Origin of the sequence: Saccharopolyspora sp. NFXS83 (assembly GCF_026241095.1) — a bacterium.
In the GTDB taxonomy this organism is placed as follows: Bacteria; Actinomycetota; Actinomycetes; order Mycobacteriales; family Pseudonocardiaceae; genus Saccharopolyspora_C.
This window is the reverse complement of sequence record NZ_JAPFGB010000046.1, coordinates 15,637-37,735: the sequence shown is the minus strand read 5'-3', so window position 1 is coordinate 37,735 and position 22,099 is coordinate 15,637. Positions and strand designations below refer to the sequence as shown.

General features: G+C 71.2%; 18 protein-coding genes. 7 read left to right on the top strand and 11 right to left on the bottom strand.

Annotation, left to right across the window (positions count from 1 at the left end; translation table 11 throughout):
* Positions 1-160: 160 nt before the first annotated feature.
* Positions 161-913: a type 1 glutamine amidotransferase gene (locus tag OOZ19_RS29355; protein ID WP_266093423.1), complete on the top strand. Its 753-nt coding sequence runs from the start codon at positions 161-163 to the stop codon at positions 911-913.
* Between the two features lie 53 nt (positions 914-966).
* The gene (locus tag OOZ19_RS29350) at positions 967-3,981 is read left to right on the top strand and encodes a bifunctional [glutamine synthetase] adenylyltransferase/[glutamine synthetase]-adenylyl-L-tyrosine phosphorylase (protein WP_266093422.1); all 3,015 of its coding nucleotides are present in this window, start codon (positions 967-969) and stop codon (positions 3,979-3,981) included.
* A gap of 20 nt (positions 3,982-4,001) precedes the next feature.
* Here the strand turns inward: OOZ19_RS29350 and OOZ19_RS29345 are convergent, their stop codons facing one another.
* Positions 4,002-6,686 carry a helix-turn-helix transcriptional regulator gene (locus OOZ19_RS29345; RefSeq protein ID WP_266093421.1) on the bottom strand — a complete coding sequence of 895 codons (2,685 nt, stop codon included), beginning with the start codon at positions 6,684-6,686 and terminating at the stop codon, positions 4,002-4,004.
* Positions 6,687-6,839: 153 nt separating this feature from the next.
* On the opposite strand from OOZ19_RS29345, the gene OOZ19_RS29340 reads away from it, so the two are divergent.
* Entirely contained in the window at positions 6,840-7,502 is a 663-nt protein-coding gene (locus OOZ19_RS29340) for an esterase/lipase family protein (protein WP_266093420.1), read from the top strand.
* Between the two features lie 687 nt (positions 7,503-8,189).
* Positions 8,190-9,059, top strand: a complete 870-nt coding sequence (locus OOZ19_RS29335) for an SMP-30/gluconolactonase/LRE family protein (protein ID WP_266093419.1) — start codon at positions 8,190-8,192, stop codon at positions 9,057-9,059.
* Positions 9,060-9,146: 87 nt separating this feature from the next.
* Here OOZ19_RS29335 and glnA read toward each other — a convergent pair whose 3' ends face one another.
* Entirely contained in the window at positions 9,147-10,571 is a 1,425-nt protein-coding gene (glnA, locus tag OOZ19_RS29330; protein ID WP_266093418.1) for a type I glutamate--ammonia ligase, read from the bottom strand.
* A gap of 226 nt (positions 10,572-10,797) precedes the next feature.
* Between glnA and OOZ19_RS29325 the strand changes: the two genes are divergently transcribed.
* Complete coding sequence (locus tag OOZ19_RS29325; RefSeq protein WP_266093417.1) at positions 10,798-11,301, top strand: RDD family protein; 504 nt, start codon at positions 10,798-10,800, stop codon at positions 11,299-11,301.
* A 195-nt stretch (positions 11,302-11,496) separates the two neighbouring features.
* Here OOZ19_RS29325 and OOZ19_RS29320 read toward each other — a convergent pair whose 3' ends face one another.
* The 4 genes from OOZ19_RS29320 to OOZ19_RS29305 all read right to left on the bottom strand — a co-directional run bounded on the left by OOZ19_RS29320 (position 11,497) and on the right by OOZ19_RS29305 (position 14,988).
* Positions 11,497-12,222 (bottom strand): DUF4191 domain-containing protein, encoded by a 726-nt coding sequence (locus OOZ19_RS29320; RefSeq protein WP_266093416.1) that lies wholly within the window; start codon positions 12,220-12,222, stop codon positions 11,497-11,499.
* 123 nt (positions 12,223-12,345) lie between these two features.
* Complete coding sequence (gene lipA / locus OOZ19_RS29315) at positions 12,346-13,347, bottom strand: lipoyl synthase (protein ID WP_266093415.1); 1,002 nt, start codon at positions 13,345-13,347, stop codon at positions 12,346-12,348.
* A gap of 79 nt (positions 13,348-13,426) precedes the next feature.
* Positions 13,427-14,362 (bottom strand): oxidoreductase, encoded by a 936-nt coding sequence (locus OOZ19_RS29310; RefSeq protein WP_266093414.1) that lies wholly within the window; start codon positions 14,360-14,362, stop codon positions 13,427-13,429.
* 110 nt (positions 14,363-14,472) lie between these two features.
* The gene (locus OOZ19_RS29305) at positions 14,473-14,988 is read right to left on the bottom strand and encodes a hypothetical protein (RefSeq protein ID WP_266093413.1); all 516 of its coding nucleotides are present in this window, start codon (positions 14,986-14,988) and stop codon (positions 14,473-14,475) included.
* Between the two features lie 111 nt (positions 14,989-15,099).
* Here OOZ19_RS29305 and OOZ19_RS29300 point away from each other — a divergent pair, with 111 nt between their 5' ends.
* Entirely contained in the window at positions 15,100-15,699 is a 600-nt protein-coding gene (locus OOZ19_RS29300; RefSeq protein ID WP_266093412.1) for a TetR/AcrR family transcriptional regulator, read from the top strand.
* 35 nt (positions 15,700-15,734) lie between these two features.
* The gene (locus tag OOZ19_RS29295) at positions 15,735-16,682 is read left to right on the top strand and encodes an LLM class F420-dependent oxidoreductase (protein WP_266093411.1); all 948 of its coding nucleotides are present in this window, start codon (positions 15,735-15,737) and stop codon (positions 16,680-16,682) included.
* Positions 16,683-16,688: 6 nt separating this feature from the next.
* On the opposite strand, the gene OOZ19_RS29290 is transcribed toward OOZ19_RS29295, so the two are convergent.
* The 5 genes from OOZ19_RS29290 to sucB form a co-directional block, all read right to left on the bottom strand.
* The gene (locus tag OOZ19_RS29290) at positions 16,689-17,159 is read right to left on the bottom strand and encodes an ArsR/SmtB family transcription factor (protein WP_266093410.1); all 471 of its coding nucleotides are present in this window, start codon (positions 17,157-17,159) and stop codon (positions 16,689-16,691) included.
* A 14-nt stretch (positions 17,160-17,173) separates the two neighbouring features.
* Positions 17,174-18,319: a serine hydrolase gene (locus OOZ19_RS29285; protein ID WP_266093409.1), complete on the bottom strand. Its 1,146-nt coding sequence runs from the start codon at positions 18,317-18,319 to the stop codon at positions 17,174-17,176.
* Positions 18,320-18,377: 58 nt separating this feature from the next.
* Complete coding sequence (lipB, locus tag OOZ19_RS29280) at positions 18,378-19,109, bottom strand: lipoyl(octanoyl) transferase LipB (RefSeq protein WP_416309523.1); 732 nt, start codon at positions 19,107-19,109, stop codon at positions 18,378-18,380.
* Positions 19,110-19,321: 212 nt separating this feature from the next.
* Positions 19,322-20,209, bottom strand: coding sequence for a TIGR01777 family oxidoreductase (locus tag OOZ19_RS29275; RefSeq protein ID WP_266093407.1), 888 nt, complete (start codon positions 20,207-20,209; stop codon positions 19,322-19,324).
* Between the two features lie 127 nt (positions 20,210-20,336).
* Complete coding sequence (gene sucB / locus OOZ19_RS29270; RefSeq protein WP_266093406.1) at positions 20,337-22,079, bottom strand: 2-oxoglutarate dehydrogenase, E2 component, dihydrolipoamide succinyltransferase; 1,743 nt, start codon at positions 22,077-22,079, stop codon at positions 20,337-20,339.
* Positions 22,080-22,099: the final 20 nt, after the last annotated feature.

The window sequence follows — 22,099 nt, the reverse complement described above, 5'->3', positions numbered from 1 at the left end:
CTCGATAGGGTGTGGGAGAGTAGGACACCGCCGACAATACTCATCCGGGAACGCCCCACAGCTGACAGCTGTGGGGCCTTCCCGCATTTCCAGGGCAGAATCACCCGCCACCGCTGAACAGATGTTCCGACGGGCTGGACGTGTCTCGTAGTCTTCTGTGATGGAGCGCGTGCGCATGTTGGTCGTGGAACCGTCGGCGATCGCCCCGGCGGGGCGTCTCGGCGAATGGCTGGCCGCGGCCGGCGCGGAGCTGGACGTGGTGCGGGCGCCTGAGATCCCTGCACCGTCGGCACTGGACGAGTACGACGCGCTGGTCGTGATGGGCGGCGGCATGGGCGCGCTCGACGACCTGGAACATCCGTGGCTGGCCGATGTTCGAGCACTGCTCAGCGCGGCGGTGAGCAGGCAGCTGCCGGTGCTCGCGATCTGCTTGGGAGCGCAGCTGTTGGCTGCCGCTACCGGGGGACGGGTGGCGCCAGTGAAGAAGGGACCCGAAGTGGGCACCTTGCTCGTGGCGAAGCGGGATACCGCGGCGGAGGATCCGTTGTTCGGCGCGCTGCCGCTGACGCCGGACGTGCTGCAGTTCCACAACGACGAGGTCGTGCGGCTGCCCCCCAGCGCTCAACTGCTCGCTTCCTCCCCCGCCTGCGAGAACCAGGCGTTCCGAGTGGGGATTTGCGCTTATGCGCTGCAGTTCCACGTGGAGACTACCCCGGCAACGGTCTTGGACTGGGCGGAGTCCATGCCGGAGGCGGCGAGTACCGCGCGCCCCGGCCAGCTGGACTTCGAGCACCTCGAACGCTTCCACGAGGAGCTCGCCGAGACCTGGGAACCGCTGGCGGAGCGTTTCGTCCGATTGGCCGCGACTCCGGTGGAGCAGCGCACGGGGACTCGGGCGCTTCCGATGGCGTGAGGCCGCGGCGGTCGCCTGTGGTCGGGCACCCGCGTCCGGCTACCGTGCGGAGTATGAGCAACAGCAACTCGTCACGTTCGGGTTCGGCTCCTTCTCCGGCGCGGTACGGCTTCAGCGATGTCGTTCGTGCGGAACAGCAACTGCGGTCGGCCGGGTGGTGGTCTGATTCGGGACCGACGGACGAGCCGGTGATCTCGGCGCTGTCGCGCGCTCCCGATCCCGACCTGGCGTTGCTCGCGGTGGATCGGCTGCGCGAGGCCGCGGCCGACGAGTGGCCGGAGCTGGCGAAGGAACTGGCGTCGGACACCCCTGTTCGTGGCGGGCTGGTCGGAGTGCTGGGGGCGTCGAGCGCGTTCGCCGATCACCTGGTGGCGTATCCGCGGGATTGGCGCCGGCTGCGCCCGAGGCCGACGGATGAGCGGCCCGATGTCGAGGCGTTGACCGAAGAGCTGGTGAGCTCGGTGCGCTCGGCGGACGGCATCCTGACCGGTACCGAGGCGATCAGCGCGCTGCGCGGCGCGTACCGGGGACTGCTGCTGGAGGTCGCGGCGGCCGACCTGCGGCCGATCGTGGAACGGGACCTGCCTGGAGCTTCTTTCGAGGACGTCGCGGCGGGCTTGTCGGACCTCGCGGTCGCGGCGCTGCGCGCGGCCCTGGTGGTGGGTGCCGCGGAGCTCGCCGGCCGGGAGGGCGGCGACAGCGCCGAGGACCTCGCGGTGATCGCGATGGGCAAGACCGGTGGCCGCGAGCTCAACTACGTCAGCGATGTCGACGTCGTGTTCGTCGCGAAGTCCGAGGAAGCGTTGCCGGGGGCGACCAAGCTCGCGAGCATGATGATGCGCGTCGCAGGGGCGGCGTTCTTCGAAGTGGACGCGGCGCTGCGTCCGGAGGGCAAGGCGGGAGCGCTGGTGCGCACCCTCGACGGCTACCAGAGCTATTACCGCAGGTGGGCCAGGACGTGGGAGTTCCAGGCGCTGCTGAAGGCCCGGCCGGTCGCGGGCGACGTCGAGCTGGGGCAGCAGTACGTGGACGCGGTGTGGCCGCAGGTGTGGACCGCCGCGGAGCGGGAGGACTTCGTCCCCGACGTGCGGTCGATGCGCCGCCGGGTCGAAGATCACGTGCCGGCGGAACTGTCCGAGCGGGAGCTCAAGCTGGGCCCCGGTGGGCTGCGGGACGTGGAGTTCGCCGTGCAACTGCTGCAGATGGTGCACGGTCGCAGCGACGCGGACCTGCGGAGCCCGATCACGGTCGACGCGTTGCGCTCGCTCGGTGAAGGCGGCTACGTCGCCCGCGCCGATGCCGCGGACCTCGTCGAGTCCTACCGGTTCCTGCGGACCTTGGAACACCGGGTGCAGCTGCGGCGGTTGCGCCGCACCCACCTGCTCCCCGAAATGGACGACAAGGACGGGCTGCACGTGCTGGCGCGTTCGGTCGGGCTGCGTTCCAGCGGGCGCCGCAGCGCGGGGGAGGTGCTGGTCGCCGAGTACCGCAGGCACAGCAACCGGGTGCGCAGGCTGCACGAGAAGCTGTTCTACCGCCCGCTGCTGGAGGCGGTCGCGAAGGTCCCGACCGACGCGTTGCGGCTCACCACCGGCGCTGCGGTGCAGCGCTTGGCGGCGCTGGGCTACAGCTCGCCGGAGGGCGCGTTGCGGCACATCGAGGCCTTGACCTCGGGGGTGTCGCGCCGGGCGCACATCCAGGGCGCGCTGCTGCCGATGCTGCTGGACCTGCTCGCGAACACGCCGGACCCGGACGGCGGGTTGCTGGCGTACCGGAAGGTGTCCGAGGCGCTGGCGGAAACGCCCTGGTACCTGCGGTTGCTGCGGGACGAGGGGGTGGTCGCCGAACGGCTCGCGCAGCTGCTCGGGACCTCGAAGCTCGTGCCGGAGCTGCTGGTGCGCGCGCCGGAGGTGCTGCGGCTGCTCTCGGACACGCCGGCGTTGGCCGAGCGGGATCCGGGGGAGGTCGCTACGTCGCTGCGCAGCGCGGTCGCGCGGCACGCGGAGCCGAGCCGGGCGGTGTCGGCGGCGCGGTCGTTGCGCCGCCACGAGCTGTTGCGCATCGCGTGCGCCGACCTGCTGGGCCTGCTGCCGCCGACGGAGGTGTTCCGGGCGCTGTCGAGCGTGTGGGCCGCCGTGTTGGAGGCCGCGCTGGACACCTCGGTGCGCGATGTGGCGGCCCGGCCGGAGTGGCAGACGGTGCCCGCGCGGATCGCGGTGATCGGCATGGGGCGCCTCGGCGGTGCGGAGCTCGGGTACGGGTCGGACGCGGACGTGATGTTCGTGTGCGAGCCGCTGCCGGAGGTGCCGGAGTCCACGGCGGTCCGCTTCGCCACGTCGGTGGTGGAGCAGGTGCGCCGCCTGCTGGGCGCGCCGAGCCAGGACCCGCCGCTGGAAGTGGACATCGACCTGCGCCCGGAGGGCCGCAGCGGCCCGCTGGTGCGCACCGTCGACTCGTACCTCACCTACTACCACCGGTGGGGCGAGGTGTGGGAGGCGCAGGCGCTGCTGCGGGCCCGGCCGGTCGCGGGGGATGCGGAGCTGGGCGAGCGGTTCTGCACCGCCATCGATCCGATCCGGTACCCGGACGGCGGCCTCGACGATGCTCGGATCAGGGAGATCCGCCGGATCAAGGCCAGGGTGGATTCGGAACGCCTGCCGCGCGGCGCCGACCCGGCCACGCACACCAAGCTGGGCCGCGGCGGTCTCGCCGACGTGGAGTGGACCTTGCAGCTGGTGCAGTTGCGCCACGGGCACGCGCGCGAGTCGTTGCGCGTCACCTCGACGATGCGGGGACTGGACGCGGCGGTGCGGGTCGGAGTGCTGGACGAGCAGGACGCCGCGGAGCTCGGCGAGGCGTGGACGTTGGCGATGCGGTCCCGCAACGCGGTGATGCTGGTGCGCGGCAAGTCCGGTGACCAGCTGCCCAAGCAGGTGCGGGAGCTGACCGGGGTGGCCGCGGCGCTCGGGTATTCCGGCGACGTCGACACCGGTGAGGTGCTCGACGACTACCTGCGGGTGACCCGCCGGGCTCGGGCCGTCGTGGAGCGGGTGTTCTACGAGGACTGAGCCGTGCTCACCGGCATGTCTCAGCGCAGCAGGCGGCTCAGTTCCACGCGGGACCGCAGGCCGAGCTTCGTGAAGATGTTGCGCAGGTGGTGGTCGATCGTGCGAGGGCTCAGGAACAGCCGGTCGGCGATCTCCCGGTTCGTCGCTCCCTCGGCCACCAGCCGGGAGATGTGCGCCTGCTGCGGCGTGAGTTCGTCGAGGGACTTCGCCGCCGACTCCTCGGCGACGCTCTCCCCGGTCGCGCGCAGTTCGGCACGGGCCCGTTCGGTCCAGGTGTCCGCGCGGTAGTGCCGGAAGATCTTGACGGCGTCGTGCAGGTGCTCGCGTGCGGCGCTCGGTTTGCGGCCGCGTCGCAACCAGGTCCCGTAGAACAGTTCGGTCTTGGCCAGTTCCAGCGCGGTCTCGCTGACGCGGTGCAGCCTGATCGCTTCCCGGAAGTGCTCATCAGCCGCGCCGTCCGGCTCGTTCAGCAGGGCGTGGCAGCGGTGGGAGAGGGCGAGCCTGCTCGGGCTCCCGGTGGCGTGGGCCCAACGGTCGAAGCCGCGCAGCGTCCGCACGGCCCGGCCCTGCTCCCCGCAGCGCACCGCCGCTTCCACCAGGTGCGGAGCGGCGAGGGCGCGGATGGCCGGGTTGACGCGCGACGAGCCGGGGGCCATGAATCGGAAGCGGTCGAGCGCGTCGGCGGGCCGCCCGCAGACGAGGTCGACGCAGGCGGAGGCCCAGGAGCTCAGCGCTCCGGGCCTGCCGAGCCCGCGGCTCGTGACGGCCTCGGACGCCGCGTTCAGCCGCAGTTCTGCCGTGCCGCGATCACCTTGCAGGGCCGCGAGCAGGGCGAGCACCGTGAGGTGGTCGACGGCGTGGTTGTGCTGGCCGACGGCGGTGGCGATCCGCAGCGCCTCCAGCGAACCGGCTTCGGCGGCGTGGTGGCTGTCCTGCGACAGCGCGGCGAGCGTGCCGTAGATCGATGCCCACGGCACCAGCAGGGGCGTCCTGCTGCCCGGACTGCCGGTGGCCGCTCGCGCGGCCAGTTCCCTGGCACGTTCGAAGTCGCCGAGGGTGTAGGCGGCTTGCGCGGCGCAGATCGTCGGCATCGCGTCGGGCACCAACTCCGCCAGGTCCACGACTTCGCGCAGCAGGGGAACCGCCCGCTCGTGCCGCCCCTCGTAGGTGGCCGCCATGGCGATCACGTGATCGAGCAGCAGCCGCGTGGGCGGTGGATCGTCGGGTCGTCGGAGGGCTTCGGCGCGGCGGGCGATGGCGGAGAACTCCGGGAAGTCCCCGGCCAGGCAACTCGCCTCACCGGCGAGCATCAGGGCCATCGCCGTGAGCGGCCCGTTGTTCTCCGCGCGCAGCTGTTCGGCGGCGTTGAGCAGCGTGGCGCGTGCCCGCGACGGCACCCCGTTGTGCAGTTCCAGGCCGCCCTGCATCAGGTCGGTGACCGCTCGCAGCCCGGCGGAGTCGCTCAACGGCCGAGCCCGCCGCAGCAGGCAACGGGCTTGACCGGGTCTGCCGTCCAACCAGGCATCGGCTCCCGCGCTGACCAGCCGCAGCGCCCGCACTTCCCGCTGCGGGGAGAGTTCGGCCGCCAGCCGGTAGGCGAGGAACGCGCCGTGGTGGTCGCCGTCCAGCCTGGCCCGAGCGGCGGCGCCGTCGAGCAGGTCGGCGTCCTGCGGTGCGCCGGTGACCGTGGCGCGGTGCCACGCCCAGCGCAACCGGTGCAGGTCCGGATCGAGCACCTCGCTGAGGAGCTCGTGCGCACGGCGTCGATCCGCCGGGGCGGACTCCGCTCGCAGCGTGGAGCGCATCAGCTCGTTCGGCGGGCGCGCGGTGCGGCCATCGACGACGACCATCCTGGCGGCGACCACGGCCCTCCACGACGCTCCGTCGACGCCGAGTTCGGTGGCGGCGCGCAGCACCGTGTCGAGGTCCGAGCGCAGGTCTTCGGCCACCAGCTGCACCAGGACCCTGCCCGAGGGCGGTAGGGAGTTGAGCGCGCGGCGCACGGCGGCCCGGTAGGTGCTGTCCGGGGGCAGCGCCTCCGGTGGGGGTTCGGTGCCGCAGAGCTGCCCCGGTGTCAGCGAATCGACGAGGTCGACGAGGGCGCGCGGCACACCGGAAGCTAGTGCGACGAGTTCTCCGGCCAGGTCTGGAGGCAGCTCGTCGGGTGCGCGGTCCCGCAGGACGCGCCGGGCGGCGGTGTCGTCCAAGGGGCGCAGCACGAGCGTCGGCAGCCCGGCCAGCACCGGCTCCGCGTCGCCGCCCGGGGCGCAGGTGAACAGCATCAGCAGCGGTCCGGTGAGCCGGCGGGCCAGGTGCCCGAGCTCTTCCAACGATCGGCGGTCGAGGGCGTGCGCTCCGTCCACCCAGCACAGGGTCGGCTCGTCGCCGACGGTCAGCGCGCGGCGGAGTTCGTGGCCGACGGCGAGGTGATCGGAGGTGGCGGGGTTGCCGAGCAGGCGATCCACGGCGGCGCCCGGCAGTTCCGCCTCGGCTGCAACGCCTGCCACCCCGCGGGTTCGGAAGTTGGTCGCGAGCGCTCGGGTCGCGGCCACCAGCGCGGAGGCACCGAGGCCGGCATCGGCGAGCAGGACCAGCGCCGCGCCGCGTCCCGCACGGCACCTTTGGACCAGTTCCCGCAGCTCGGCGAGTTCCTGATCTCGACCGTGCAGCACCACCCCGGAGCGTTTCCCGTCGGGCAGCGGCATGCCGCCAGTGTGGCGTGGATCTGGGTCGGCGGGAAGCCCGGCGTGTTCCCGCTGTTCGCCGAGGACCTGTGAACCGGCGATTTCGCCGATGTGCCCGAATCGTCGCGCGACGAAACTTCCTCGTGTTCTTGGTTCGCTCAACGAGGAGGTTCCATGCGCAGGTTCTTCGCGGTTCTGCTCGGCTGCGTCGCGGCTCTGGCCTTCATCCCGGCCGGTGTCGCGAACGCGGAAGGCAAGACGCCGGTGGTGTTCGTGCACGGCTACACCGGCAGCACTTCGAACTGGGTCACGGCGATGGGGGCGTTCCGCGTCGCCGGTTACTCCGACGACGAGTTGTACTCCTACGAGTACAACTGGGCGCTGTCCAACGAGCGCAGCGCGGCCGGTCTCGCCGATTTCGTCGAGGAGGTGCGGGCCGACACCGGGTCCGACCAGGTCGACATCGTGAACCACTCGATGGGTGGGCTGGTCAGCAGGTGGTACCTGAAGGAATTGGGCGGTACGGAGCACGTCGCGCACTGGGCGTCGCTGGCCGGGGCGAATCACGGGACCACCAGCGCCGGTGCCTGCACCGTGAACGCCTCGTGCCGGGAGATGCTGCCCGGTTCGTCGTTCGAGCGGCAGCTCAACAGCGGTGAGGAAGCGCCCGGCGAGACGTCCTACGCCACTTGGTACTCGCCGTGCGACGGCGTGATCCTGCCGTACGAGAGCACGGCCGTGGACGGTGCGCAGAACACCGTCGTTCCGTGCGAGACGCACATCGGATTCCTCGGGAACACCGATGTGCTCGCCGAGGTCGTGGACTACTTCGCTTGACCGGGATCGCCCGCGACGGGGCTCGCTCGTCGTCACGGGCGATCTTTACGGGGAGGTGGCATCAGCCGCCTCCCCGATTTCACGTCCGGCGAATGGGTGGGTTCGGTACCGGTCGGTGCCCTACCCGCTGTTCGGGTGTGGTGGCGGAGGGCTTCGGAGGTGTGCCGACCGCCGACTGGGGCGTACCGGGCCCGTGTTCCGGTTCTGTTTGGTATCGGATTCCCCGCGGGGCGCGGTCCCCGCGCTTTTGCGGATTATTCTGCGTCGCTTGTTCCCGCAACGGTGTGCGCGGTCCTGGCGTGTTCGGCGGTGGGCTGAAGCGGCCGAATGGGGCTCTTTTCCTCGCCGCGGACACCGCGTGTTCCTGCACGTGCAAATGCACCAACTCGAGGAATTGTCGACAGGTTGCCCGGGACGCCTGTGAGAATGTGCACTGCCGGGCTCGCGGACGTGGAAGCGCCTCGCCTGCGGCGAAGCCGGTGGAGTGCGCTGCTCAATCGTATTCGGCGAGCGCATGAAGGCTCTCGGGAAAGTCCAATTCGGACGATTGTGGGACGGCGGCGGCGCCTTGAATTTCTGCGGAACAGCCCATTCGGAGGTCTGCCTGTCGCTATCGTGACGGTAACCTTCTCGCACCGCGAACGGTGCGCGCATGACCGGCGTCCGGGCGGGTCCGAATAGGAGTGCATGGTGTCCGAGGACTTTGAATTACTCGTCGATCGGCAGGCGCTTTACGGCGCCGGGCCGTTGTGGATGTCGACGCTGAATTGCCTGTACTGGGTGGACGTGCTGCGCAGGGAACTGCACAGCTACCACCGCGATTCCGAGGCGGACGAGGTTCAAGTCCTACCTGGAGTCGTCACGGCGCTCGGCGCGACCCGCAACGGACAGCTCATTGCCGCCGCCGACAGAGGGTTCTCCCGGCTCTTCACCGGTCGGGCCGCCCTCGAACCCATCACCGGCGTGCAGGCCGGTGATCGGATGAGCGGTGGCGCCTGCGACCCGGCGGGCAGGTTCGTCGCGGGCACCCTCACCCACAGCCGCGAGGCGAAGCGCAGCGCGCTGTACGTGCTGGACGGCACGCGCGCGCGGGTGCTCGTGGACGGGTTGACGCTCTCCGGCGGGATCGGCTGGAGCCCGGACGGCGGGACCATGTACGTGATCGACACGGTGCCGCGGGTGATCTGGGCTTTCGACTACGACGTGGCGCACGGTCGTGCCGGGCGAGGCAGGCGGTGGATCGTGTGCGCCGAGTCCGAAGGGCACCCCGACGGACTGGCGATGGACAACGAAGGCGGCGTGTGGGTCGCGATGCGGGGTAGCGGGCGGATCCACCGCTACAGCCCGAGCGGTGACCTGGAGACGGTGCTGTGGGCGCCGACCCGGCGCGTCACGGGCCTGGTGTTCGGCGGGCGCAGGCTGGACGAGATGTACGTGACGTCGGCGTGCGCCGGTTACGACGAGCGCGCGCTGGTCGCCGATCCGTACGCGGGCGCGCTGTTCCGCTTCCGGCCCGGTTCCACCGGCAGCCCGCTGGCGCCGTGGAACGGCACTTGAGCCCCGCGCGACGGGGACGCGCACGAGAAAGCGGGCCGGCCGGGAGCACTCTCCCGACCGGCCCGCTTCGCGCTGTGCGCCGGACGATCACACGTCGAAGTACAGGGCGTACTCGTGCGGGTGCGGGCGCAGCCGGATCGGGTCGATCTCGTCCTCGCGCTTGAGGCGGATCCAGGTCTCGATCAGGTCCGGGGTGAACACGCCGCCTTCGAGCAGGTAGTCGTGGTCCTCCTCGAGCCGGTCGATGACCTTCTCCAGGCTGTCCGGCACCTGCGGGACGTTCTTGGCCTCCTCGGGCGGCAGCTCGTAGAGGTCCTTGTCGATCGGCTCCGGCGGCTCGATCTTGTTCTTGATGCCGTCGAGGCCGGCCATCATCATCGCCGCGAACGCCAGGTACGGGTTGCCCGACGGGTCCGGGCAGCGGAACTCGACGCGCTTGGCCTTCGGGTTGCTGCCGGTGATCGGGATGCGCATGCACGCGGAGCGGTTGCGCTGCGAGTACACCAGGTTGACCGGCGCTTCGTAGCCCGGCACCAGCCGGTGGTACGAGTTGATCGTCGGGTTGGTGAAGGCCAGCAGGCTCGGGGCGTGGTGCAGGATGCCGCCGATGTAGTGCCGCGCAATGTCGGAGAGCCCGCCGTAGCCGGACTCGTCGTAGAACAGCGGCGAGCCGTCCTTCCACAGCGACATGTGGCTGTGCATGCCGGAGCCGTTGTCACCGAACAGCGGCTTGGGCATGAACGTGACCGTGCGGCCGTCCTCCCACGCGGTGTTCTTCACGATGTACTTGAACAGCTGCAGGTCGTCCGCGGCGTGCAGCATCGTGTTGAACTTGTAGTTGATCTCGGTCTGGCCACCGGTGCCGACCTCGTGGTGGGCGCGCTCGATGGTGAACCCGGCGTTGCCGAGCTCCGTGGAGATCTTGTCGCGCAGGTCCGCGAAGTGGTCGTAGGGCGGGACCGGGAAGTAGCCGCCCTTCATCCGGGTCTTGTAGCCCTTGTTGCCGCCCTCTTCGTCGCGCTCGGTGTTCCACCAGCCCTCGACGGAGTCGACCTCGGCGAAGCTGCGGTTCGGGCCCTCGCCGAAGCGGACCGAGTCGAAGATGTAGAACTCGGCCTCGGCGCCGAAGAACACGGTGTCGGCGATGCCGGACTCGGCCAGGTACTGCTCGGCCTTGCGCGCGATGTTGCGCGGGTCGCGGCTGTAGGGCTCCAGCGTGAACGGGTCGTGCACGAAGAAGTTCAGGATGAGCGTCTTCTGGGCGCGGTACGGGTCGATGCGCGCGGTGTACGGGTCCGGCAGCAGCAGCATGTCCGACTCGTGGATCGACTGGAACCCTCGGACCGAGGAGCCGTCGAAGGCCAGCCCTTCGGTGAAGGAGTCCTGGTCGAACGCCGAGGCGGGCACGGTGAAGTGCTGCATGACACCCGGCAGGTCGCAGAACCGGACATCGACGTACTTCACGTCCTCATCGGAGATGAAGCGCAGGACCTCGTCTGGATTCTTGAACACCCTCGATGGCTCCTTCACGCACTGATTGACTGCTCACCGGCGCGCGTGCTTCGAGCTCACCGGCTCGTCGCCAACGTTATGTCACGGGTGTTGCTCGGCCGTCACCTCGATGTTTCGCTGACGTTAACGACCGCCTGAACGGGTGAGGGCGGTTACGCAGGGCAGATCAGCACGCTGCGTCGGCGCCGGTCGGTTTCGCTCTGCCGTGCGGTCGTAGGCTGGAGGAGTGGGCGAGAAGACGGGATCCCGATCCGAGATGAGCAGCCAGAACAGCGCGGGCGACGACTCCGGCGAAGCCCCGGCAGAGGGTATCGGTGGCCTCTTCGGCCACGGTCCCCGGCCGAGGTGGCGCGGTGAGTGGCTCGGGTTGCCGGAGAGCGGGCAGGGCGCGGTCGCCACCGGTGGCCGCAGGCTGCTCGGGTTCGTGGTGGACATCCTGCTGGCCGCGCTGGTCGCGGGACTGTTCACGGCACCGGAGCTGCCCGCGAACTGGAGCCTGCTCTCCTGGTTCCTGATCACCGCGGTGCCCGTGGCCTTCGCCGGGTTCACGCCCGGGATGCTGCTCACCGGCATCTGGGTCGTCCGGATGGACGGTCCCGGCGCGGTGGGCGTGTGGCGTGCGGTGGTGCGCAGCGTGCTGACGGGCGTGCTGATCCCCGCGGTGATCCGCAACGTCGACGGGCGGTCCTGGCTGGATCGGCTCACCGGGACCGTGGTGGTCCGGCGCTGAAGCGGGCGGTGGCGGCCTGCGGACGGCCGTTCGCAGGCGGTCCGAAAGTCCCGGTGACGTGGCGTTCGCGAGCCGAGGCCTGACGTGCGCGGGCCCGGTGCCGGGTCGGCGGCCGGGGAGCTCCGCGCGCGGGGACGAAAAAGGACGCGGACCCGGCGGGACGTGCCCGGCGGATCCGCGTCGAAGTCGTACGGCTCAGCGGCGGCGCATGGCGCGCTGCACGTTGCGCATCTTGGCGCCCTGCGGCATCGGGCCCTTCGGCATCGCGTTGCCGCGGCTCGCCAGCGCCGAGAGCCGGTTCTCCAGCGAGTCGACCTGGCCCGCGTTGATGTTGCGCGGGAGCTTCATCATGTGCGTCTGGAGCTTGCTCAGCGGCACCTGGCCCTCTTCGCCACCGATCATGATCTCGTAGATCGGCGTCTCGCCGACCAGCCGCGCCACCCGCTTCTTCTCCTGCGTCATCAGCGACTTCACCCGGCTCGGGGCGCCCTCGCCGACCAGCACGATGCCGGGGCGGCCGATCACCCGGTGCACCGCGTCGAGTTGCGCGGTGCCGGCCACGGCCTGGGACAGCTTCCAGTTGCCGCGCATGTTCTCCAGCGCCCAGCCGGCTGCGCCGGGCTGGCCGTCGGCCTTGCGGTACACCGTCGCCTGCACCCGGCGGCCGAAGATGATCACGGCGCCGAGCAGGCCCAGCGCGATGCCCACCGGCAGGAACGCCCAGTGCAGGTTCCAGATCATTCCGATGAAGAAGACCGCGACCGCGACCACCAGGAGGATGCCGATCATCAACGGCAGCAGCAGGCGGTCTTCGCGGCGTTGCATCTGGAACGCTTGCCAGATCTGCCCGATGCGACCGCGGAAGGCCGCGCGCCGTTCCTTCTTCGCCGCCTTCTTGGCTGCCTTGTCCTGGTTGGCCATGCCTTTCAGGATACGGCGGGGCCTCAAGCCCTCCCCAGGCACGGTGCACCTGGCCCGGAGAAACGGCACCGCCCGCCGCGCGAGGTGCGCGACGGGCGGTGAATTCCCTGTTCAGCGGGTCGGTCAGCGGGCGAGCAGGCTGCTGGCCTCCTGCGCGGCGGGCTGCGCCTGCGCGAGGTGGGAGAGGTTCTCCGGCAGCGGCATGCCGCGGTGCTGGGTGGCCTTGGCGTAGAGCCGACCGGCGCGGTAGCTGGAACGGACCAGCGGACCGGCCATCACACCGGGGAAGCCGATCTCCTCGGCGGCCTTCGTGTGCTCGACGAACTCCTCCGGCTTCACCCAGCGGTCCACCGGGTGGTGGCGCGGGCTGGGCCGCAGGTACTGGGTGATCGTGATGATGTCGCAACCCGCGTCGTGCAGGTCCTGCAGCGCGGGGCGCACCTCCTCGGGGGTCTCGCCCATGCCCAGGATGAGGTTGGACTTGGTGACGAGCCCAGCAGCGCGCGCCTCGGTGAGGACCTTCAGCGAGCGGTCGTAGCGGAACGCGGGGCGCATCCGCTTGAACACGCTGGGAACGGTCTCCAGGTTGTGCGCGAGTACCTCCGGCCGGGAGCCGAAGACCTCGGCGAGCTGGTCGGGCTCCGCGTTGAAGTCCGGGATCAGCAGCTCGACGCCGGTGCCCGGGTTCAGCTCGTGGATCCGGCGCACCGTCTCCGCGTACAGCCAGGCACCGCCGTCGTCGAGGTCGTCCCGCGCCACACCGGTCACCGTGGAGTAGCGCAGGCCCATGGCCTGCACCGACTCGGCGACCTTGCGCGGCTCGGTGGTGTCGAGCTCGGCGGGTTTGCCGGTGTCGATCTGGCAGAAGTCGCAGCGGCGGGTGCACTGGTCACCGCCGATGAGGAAGGTCGCCTCCCGGTCCTCCCAGCATTCGAAGATGTTGGGGCAGCCCGCCTCCTCGCAGACGGTGTGCAGTCCCTCCCGTCGGACCAAGCCCTTGAGCTCTTGGTACTCGGGACCCATCCGAGCTCGGGTCTTGATCCACGATGGCTTCTTTTCGATGGGCGTCTGGCTGTTGCGCACTTCCAGACGCAACAACTTCCGCCCCTCTGGCGCCGCAGTCACGCGTTCAGGCTACGCCCCCGGCCGGTTCATCCTGAAACCGCGAAGGGGGCGCAGCGGTGATCCGTGCGCCACACCCGGGTCAAGCCGGATCGGCGGTGACTCCGGTGAGTTCCTCGGTCAGCGTCCACAGCCGGCGCGCGGTCTCGACATCGGTCGCTGCCGAGCTGGCCTTGGCGCGGGTCGGGTACCCGCGGATCTCGGCGAACCCGTTGGGGCCGTAGTAGCTGCCGCTGGTCGCGCCAGGTGCGGTCGCCGCGTAGAGCTGCGGCAGCGCGCCCTGCTCCCCGGACTGGGTGATCAGGCCGTTGATCCTGCGGGCGACCTTGGTGAGCGGCCCCGGCAAGGAGCGGGCGTGCAGCGAGTTCATCGCGAGCTCGGTGCTGCTCATCCCCGGGTGCGCGGCGACGCTGCGCAGGTCCAGCCCGTCCCGCTGCGCGCGGCGGTCGAGTTCGAACGCGAACAGCAGGTTCGCCAGCTTCGACTGCGAGTAGGCGCGGCTGGGGGAGTAGCGGCGGCGGTGGAAGTTCAGGTCGTCGAGGTCGAGCGAGCCGCCGCGGTGGGCGATGCTCGACAGCGTCACGACTCGCGCGCCGGAGGTGGCGCGCAGCGCGGGCATCAGCAACCAGGTCAGCGCCGCGTGCCCCAGGTGGTTGGTGCCGATCTGCAGCTCGAAACCGTCCTGGGTGGCGCCGAGCGGGGGTGCCATCACCCCGGCGTTGTTCATCAGCACGTCGAGCCGGTCACCGGTGCGTTCGCGCACCTGCTCGGCGGCTTTGCGCACCGACGCCAGGTCGGCGAGGTCGAGCTCGACGAGTTCCGGTTCGATCGCGGCGTCCGCGGCCACCTGGTCGCGCGCTCCGCGGCCCCGCTCGGGATTGCGGCAGGCCATCAGCACTCGGGCGCCGCGGGCCGCCAGCACCTGCGAGCTGTGCAGGCCGAGGCCCGAGTTCGCGCCGGTGATGAGCACCGTTCGGCCGTGCTGGTCCGGGATGTCGGAGGTCGTCCATTGCGCCATGCCTTCCACCCTTACCCGCGTCGGTGGGCGGGGAAAAGGCGTGCCGCAGCACGATCGGATCACCGCCGTGCGAATTCCGCGCCGAGCGCGGGTGATCCCGGTGTCGTGGTTCAGCGGCTGGGAATGACCCTGCGCAGCTGCGACAACGGGCCGCGGCGGCGCGTGCGGGTGGAGGGCGCGGCGGTGCGCAGCAGGCCCAGGAACGCGGCGCCGACGCGGTCGAGCTCCGCGGCGGGTTCGTGCGGTTCCGCGAGCCCGGCGGAGACCGCGAGCATCCGCCGCTCCTGGCGCAGCAGTCCGATGATCGCCGGGTCGTCGGCGTGCGAGTCGAGCACCCGGCGCAGCACGGGGTTGTCCGCGGTGGCCCGCCGCCAGGCGGCGCTCACGGCCTCGACCCGGTCGCCGCGGGGGTCGGAGTCGGCGTCCTCGATGCCGATGTCGATGCGGCCGGTGAGGCTGTTGCTCCACTTGTGCTGCAGGGCGCGCAGCAGTTCGCCGCGGTCGGTGAAAGCTGCCTCAGCGGCGGGCACCAGTTCGAGGTTCAGGGGTGCGGCCGGGTGTTCGCGGGCGTGGTCGAGGACTGCCCTGATGGCGTGTTGCCGCTGGTAGAAGTCGTTCCAGGTCATGGTTCCTCCAGACTGGACGGTGGCGTACTCCGGGTGTGCGGCATACCGAGGGTATGTGGGTTCGAAGGTACCACCGGGTCCATACCGGAGGTATGTTTTATGATTGTGAGTATGGCTACAGCCCGGCCCCGGCGAGTGGAGCACACCGAGAGCACCAGGCAGGCGCTGGTGGATTCGGCGGTGGTCCTGTTCACGAAGAAGGGCTACGCCGGAACATCGCTCGACGAGATCGCCAAGCGCGCCCGCGTCACCAAAGGCGCCCTCTACCACCACTTCAACGGCAAGCAGGCGTTGTTCGAGGCCGCCTTCGAGGAGGTCGAAACCCAGGTGGTGCGGCGGCTGTCGGCCGAACTGTTCGGCTCCGGCAACATCTGGGAGACCGTTCGCGCCGGGCTCCGCGAGTTCCTCAAGGTCTGCCTGGAACCCTCCTACCAGCGCATCGTCGTGCACGAGGCGCCTGCGGTGATGGGCTGGGAACGCTGGCGGGAGGCGGAGGAGCGCTTCACCTTCGGCGTGATCCGGGAAGCCCTGCGCGCGCTGGTCGATGCGGGCGAGTTCACGCCGCTGCCGGTGGAGGCGCTCGCGCACGTCGTGTTCGGCGCCCTGTCCGCCGGCGCCACCACCATCGCGGGATCAGCGCAGCAGAAGAAGACCAGCGCCGAGGTCGGCGAGGTCGTGGATGCCGTGATGCAGGGCCTGCGGGCGGTCTGAGCGCGCGACGGTCGGCGAGGATTAGCCTCGGACCTGTGACCGAGGCATTCAAACTCCGCATTTTCACCGAGCCCCAGCAAGGGGCCACCTACGACGACCTGCTGCGCGTGGCCAAGGCCACCGAGGCGGCGGGCTACGACGCGTTCTTCCGCTCCGACCACTACCTGAAGATGGGGTCGGTGTCCGGTGAACCCGGACCCACCGACGCCTGGGTGACGCTCGGCGGGCTGGCGCGGGAGACCTCGCGGGTGCGGCTGGGCACGCTGATGACCGCCGGAACGTTCCGCTACCCGGGGCCGTTGGCGATCGCCGCCGCGCAGGTCGACCAGATGTCCGGCGGACGCCTCGAATTCGGCCTGGGCAGCGGTTGGTACGAGGAGGAGCACGCGGCCTACGGCATCCCGTTCCCGGCGCTGAAGGAACGGTTCGACCGCTACGCCGAGCAGCTGGAGATCATCACCGGGCTGTGGGACACGCCGGCGGGGGAGACGTTCAGCTTCGACGGGCAGTACTACCAGCTGACCGACGCGCCGGCGCTGCCGAAGCCGGCGCAGCGCCCACGGCCGCCGGTGCTCATCGGCGGCGGCGGCAAGAAGCGCACGCCGGAACTGGCCGCGCGCTTCGCCGACGAGTTCAACCTGCCGTTCACCGACCTCGACACCGCCACCGCGCAGTACGAGCGGGTCGCGGCGGCCTGCACGGCGATCGGCAGGGACGCGGGCGAGATCGTCCGCTCCGCTGCGCTGGTGCTGTGCGTCGGCAAGGACGACGCGGAGATCGCGCGGCGGGCCGCCGCCATCGGCCGGGACGTCGACGAGCTGCGCGCCAACGGCCTCGCCGGTACCCCCGCCGAGGCCGTGGACAAGATCGGCACTTGGCGGGAGCGCACCGGCATCACCCGGCTGTACCTGCAGGTGCTGGACCTGGCCGACCTCGACCACGTCGATCTGGTCGCCGCCGAGGTCGCCCCGCAGCTGAGCTGACGGCGGTCAGGGCCGGAGCTGTCCGGCGATGTCGGACGCGGCGGTGAGCAGGACGAGCGCGGGCACGGTGGCCTGCGAGCGCAGCCGGTAGGAACCGCGCTTGTCCTGCTCGACCAGTCCGCAGCCGGTGAGGCTCTTGATGTGGTGGTAGAGCTGCCCCGTCGAGCCGAGCTCCGCGGCCTCCTGCAGCTCTGCCGTCGTGGCCGGACCCGATTCGGCGAGCCTGCGCACCAACGCCGCCCGCAGCGGGTGGCCCAGCGCGGCGAGCACGTCGGTGCGCGGCGCGTCCGGCAGATCCAGCACCTGGACCGGATCGACGTGGATGTTCCACTCCAGCGCGAGCGGTTCGCCGAGCCTGCCCTGGTAGGCAACGGATCCGCCGCTGGGTTCACGCGCGGGAGCGGCGGGTCGGCCTTCTAGCTCGGCGACCCGCTGTTCGAGCGCGGCCAGCCGGGAATGCACGTCGTCGGAGCTCACCAGTCGAGCTTGCCTCATCCACGCAGTGCCGAGAGCAGCCGGTCCCGCCATGCCGGGTCCTGCACCGCTGTCAGCAGCGGCAGCGACGGGTCGCCCTTCTGCAGCTGGGCCGCGGAGATCTCGCCGTGCGCGAGCAACGCCCCGGCGGCGACGCGGCCGTCGGCGAAGCGCACGGACATTCCCGCGGTGAGCACGCCGGGGAGGCTGCCGCCCTTGTACCCGAAGCCGAGCATGCCCTCGGGCAGGTTGCCCGCGGCTTGGCGCTCCAGGACGCCGCGCGCGATGTCCCCGGCCGGGCCGGGCAGGTAGCGGCCTTCGGCGAGGGAGCGGTGCAGTGCCGCGAGCTGCTCCGGGGTGCTCGCGGCGGTGCCCGACGCCCAGGTCAGCTGGGCGTCGTAGGACGGCAGCGGCCGGGTGAGCAGCCGGTCGCGCACCTGGGCCCGCAGGGTTTCGTCGTCGCGGTGGCGGCGTTCCAGGTCGAAGCCGATTTCGAGCCGTCGCGGCAGCGGTGTGCCGGGTGCCGGGGCCTCGTCCGGGAGCACCAGGAACAGGTATTCCGCGCACAGGGAGCGCACGTCCGCGTCGTGCCAGCCGCCTGCTCGCGCGGCGTGCAGCACGGCTTCGGTGCCGAGCCGGTCGCGCAGGAAGTCGGGTGCCGCGCTGTCGCTGTGGGCGATCATCATCGTCGCCAGCTGCTCCAGCGCGACCCGTCGTTCGGGGTCGGCGGCGTACAGGCCGGTGGCGTCGGTGGGGATGCCGAGTTCGGTGAGCGCGTTGGAGTGCGCGCCGCCGTCGGTGGGCACGTAATAGCGCTCCCAGTCGCCGACGCGGACCTGCTCGTCCGGGTCGAGCCTGCCTTCGGCGACGGCGGTGGCGTACGCGGCGAGGTGCGCGGCCTTCACCGCCGACGCCAGCGGCTGCGGCGTGCGCGCGCGGTGCGCGATCCGCAGGCCCGCGGTGTCGGTCAGGGTGAGGGCGAGGTGCTCGCGGTTGCCGGCGATCCAGGTGAGCCAGCCGTCGGCGGTGCTCAGGTCGGGGTCGGCGGCGCGCGGGCCCGCGATCGAGCTGCGTGCCTGCGCGGGCGAGCACGCGGTGAGCAGCGGCAGGGCGGCGACGGCGGCGGTGCAGCCGGTCAGCAGGGTGCGGCGGGACAGCGGCATGAGTCCACTCCTCTAGTAGTCCGTAATTTTGGAATACTAGAGGAGTGGAGTTCGGTTGTCAGCGGAGGGTCGGATCCAACGCCAGCGTCACCCCGGCGGCCTCCGGCTCCACTCGCGGGATGTCGGACTCCGTCACCGGCAGCGCCCCGTCCACGGCGTCCAGCACGTCCTGGCGGACCAACGGCAGCACTTCGTCGATCGGTACCTCACGTCCCAGCTCCGCCGACAACGACGTGACCCCCGCGTCCCGGATGCCGCACGGGACGATCCGGTCGAACTGGCCCATGTCCGGGGTGCAGTTGAGCTCCAAGCCGTGCATCGTCACGCCGCGCTGCACCCGGATCCCGATCGCCGCGATCTTGCGCTCCGGGAGGACGTCGTCCGCCGCGAGCCACACGCCGCTGCGCCCCTCCACCCGGCCGGTCGCCACGCCGAACCGCGCGCACGTGCGGATCAAGCCCTGCTCCAGGCGGCGCACGTAGTCGACGACGTCGATCGGATCGGACAGCCCGAGGATCGGGTAGCCCACGATCTGCCCCGGACCGTGCCACGTGATCTTGCCGCCGCGGTCCACGTCGATCACCGGCGTCCCGTCCTGCGGCCGATCCTCCGGCTGGGTGCGCTTCCCGGCGGTGTACACCGACGGGTGCTCCAGCAGCAGCAGGGTGTCCGGCCCGGAGCCCTCAGCGCGGCTCGTGGCCAGTTCCCGCTGGAGGTCCCAGGCGTCCAGGTAGTCGATTCTTCCCAGTTCACGCACGTCGACCGGATCGGTCGAGGCGCGACATGACATCTCCGCACGACTCACGGTGCCAGGCTACGCCGAGGGCTGTTCCCGCTCGTTCCGCGTAGGGGTCGGGTGGCTCGGCGTCCTTCTCGCCGCGGGATCAACTCCGCGAGTGGCTCCGCACGCACGAATGCCGTGCTCGCGAGAAGGCAGCTGACCGAGGGGGCTATCCGGCGTTCGCGCAGGCACGGCTTCGCCGCGAGGACGGAGGGGCGCGTTCAGCCCGTGACGGGGGTCAGGGCGGCGTCCAGGGTCGGGTGGGCGAACGGGTAGCCGTGTTCGTCCAGCTGTTCCGGGAGCGCGCGCTGGCCCGTCAGCAGGGCCTCGTCGGCCACCTGGCCCAGCGCGGTGCGCAGCACGAACTCCGGCACCGTCCACGGCGCGGGCCGCCCCAGGGCGGCACCCAGTGCGCGGGTGAACTCGGCGTTCGTCACCGGCGCCGGTCCGGTCAGGTTCACCGGCCCCGACACGTCCTCGTGCTCGACCAGGAACCGGAGCGCGCCCACCGCGTCGTCCAGCGAGATCCACGGCATGTACTGCGTGCCGTCGCCGAGCTTGGCGCCCAGCAGCACCGAGAACAGCGGTTTGAGCCGACCGATGAGACCGCCCGAGGGCGCGATCACCAAGCCGGTGCGCGACCGCACGACGCGCGCTCCCGCGCCCACCGCCGGGCTGGTCGCCGCCTCCCACTGGCGGCACAGGTCCGCGAGGAAACCCGATCCCGGTGGCGACGACTCGGTCACCGGCAGCTCGCCGGTGTCGCCGTAGAAGCCGACCGCCGAACCGTTGATCAGCGTCGGTACGCCGTGCCGGGCCACCGCCTCGGCCAGCAGTGCGGTCGGCCGCACCCGCGAGGACACCAGCAGCTCCTTGCGCTCGGTGCTCCAGCGGCGGTCCGCCAGCCCCGCACCGCACAGGTTCACCACCGCGTCCGCGCCGGCCAGCGCCTCCTCGTCGAGCAAGTCCTCGGCCGGGTCCCAGCCGTGCTCGTCAGGTGCTTCCGGGCGCCGCCGCACCAGCCGCCGCACCTCGTGCTCGCCTTGCCGCAACGCGGCCACGAGACTCGTGCCGATCAACCCGGACGAACCGGCGATAACCACGCGCATGCCCCGATCGTCCCGCAACGATCTTCCGTGCGCGACACATTTCCCGGCCCCGGTGCCGCCCGGACGACGCGAAGGGCCGCCCACCCGCAGGTGAGCGGCCCTTCGCGGAAATGTCACACCCGGGGCGTCACAGGCCCAGGTCGGCCTCGAACGCGCCGTCCTCCAGCCGCTGCTTGAGCGTGCTCAGGAACCGCGCCGCGTCCGCGCCGTCGACCAGCCGGTGGTCGTAGGACAGCGCCAGGTACACCATCGAGCGGATCGCGATGGTGTCGCCGCCGTTGTCGTCGGAGACCACCACGGGACGCTTCACGACGGTCCCCGTGCCCAGCATGCCCACCTGCGGCGGGTTCAGGATCGGGGTGTCGAACAGCGCGCCGCGGCTGCCGGTGTTGGTGATCGTGAACGTGCCCCCGGACAGCTCGTCGGGCTTGAGCTTGTTGTTCCGGGTGCGCTCGGCCACGTCGGAGATCTTGCGGGCCAGCCCGCCGAGGTTGAGGTCCCCGGCGTCGTGGATCACCGGCGAGACCAGCCCGCGCGGCGTGTCCACGGCGACCGACAGGTGCTCGGCCGCGTGGTAGGTGATCTCCTTGGTCTCCTCGTTGACCGAGGCGTTGACCTTCGGGTGCAGCTTGAGCGCCTCGGTCGCGGCCTTCGCGAAGAAGGGCAGGAAGGACAGCTTCACGCCCTCCGCGGCCTCGAAGGTGCCCTTCGCCTGCTGGCGCAGCTTGGCGATGCGGGTCACGTCGACCTCGATCACCGTGGTCAGCTGAGCGGCGGTCTGCAGCGACTCGACCATGCGACGGGCCAGCAGCTGGCGCAGGCGGGACATCTTCTGCGTGGTGCCGCGCAGCGCGTCGGCCTCGTCCGACTGCTCGACCTGCCGGGCCGGAGCGCTGGACTTCGCCGCCGCCGGAGCCGCCGGAGCGGCGGTCTGCGACTTCGCGGCGTCCACCGCGGCCTGCACGTCCTGCTTGCGGATGCGACCGCCGACGCCGCTGCCCTGGACCTGGGACAGGTCGATGCCGTGCTGGTTGGCCAGCTTGCGCACCAGCGGCGTCACGTACGGGGTGCTCCCGGACGGGGCCGACGACGCGGGCTGCGCGGGCGCGGCGGGCTGCGCCGGGGCCGCGGGCCGGGCCGGAGCGGCGGGCTGGGCCGCGGCGGCCGGTTCCGGCTTCGGCTCGGGAGCCGGGGCGGCCGGAGCGGGTTCCGGCGCGGGCTGCGCCGGGGCCGCCGGTGCGGCGCCCTGCTCACCGACCACGGCCAGCTTGCCGCCGACCTCGACGGTGTCGTCCTCGTTCGCGGCGATCTCCAGCAGCGTGCCCGCCACCGGTGAGGGGATCTCGGTGTCGACCTTGTCGGTGGAGACCTCCAGCAGGGGTTCGTCGACCTCGACGGTGTCGCCGACCTGCTTGAGCCACCGGGTGATCGTGCCCTCGCTGACGCTTTCGCCCAGCGCGGGCATCGGCACCTCGGTGCCCTGCGCCGAACCACCGGAAGCGGGAGCGGTGGGAGCCGCGGGCTGCTCGGCGGCCGGGGCCTCCTGGGCCGGAGCCGCCGGAGCGGACTCCTGCGCCGGGGCGGGCTCCGCGGCGGGCGCTTCCTGCGCCGGGGCGGCGGACCCGCCATCGGCGCTGTCACCGATGACGGCGAGCTCGCCGCCGATCTCCACCGTGTCGTCCTCCTCGGCGACGATGCGCTGCAGCACACCGGCGGCCGGGGACGGGATCTCGGTGTCGACCTTGTCGGTGGAGACCTCCAGCAGGGGTTCGTCGACCTCGACGGTGTCGCCGACCTGCTTGAGCCACCGGGTGATCGTGCCCTCGCTGACGCTTTCGCCTAGCGCGGGCATCTGGACGGAGAAGGACATCGGTCGCTGACTCCTCGTGC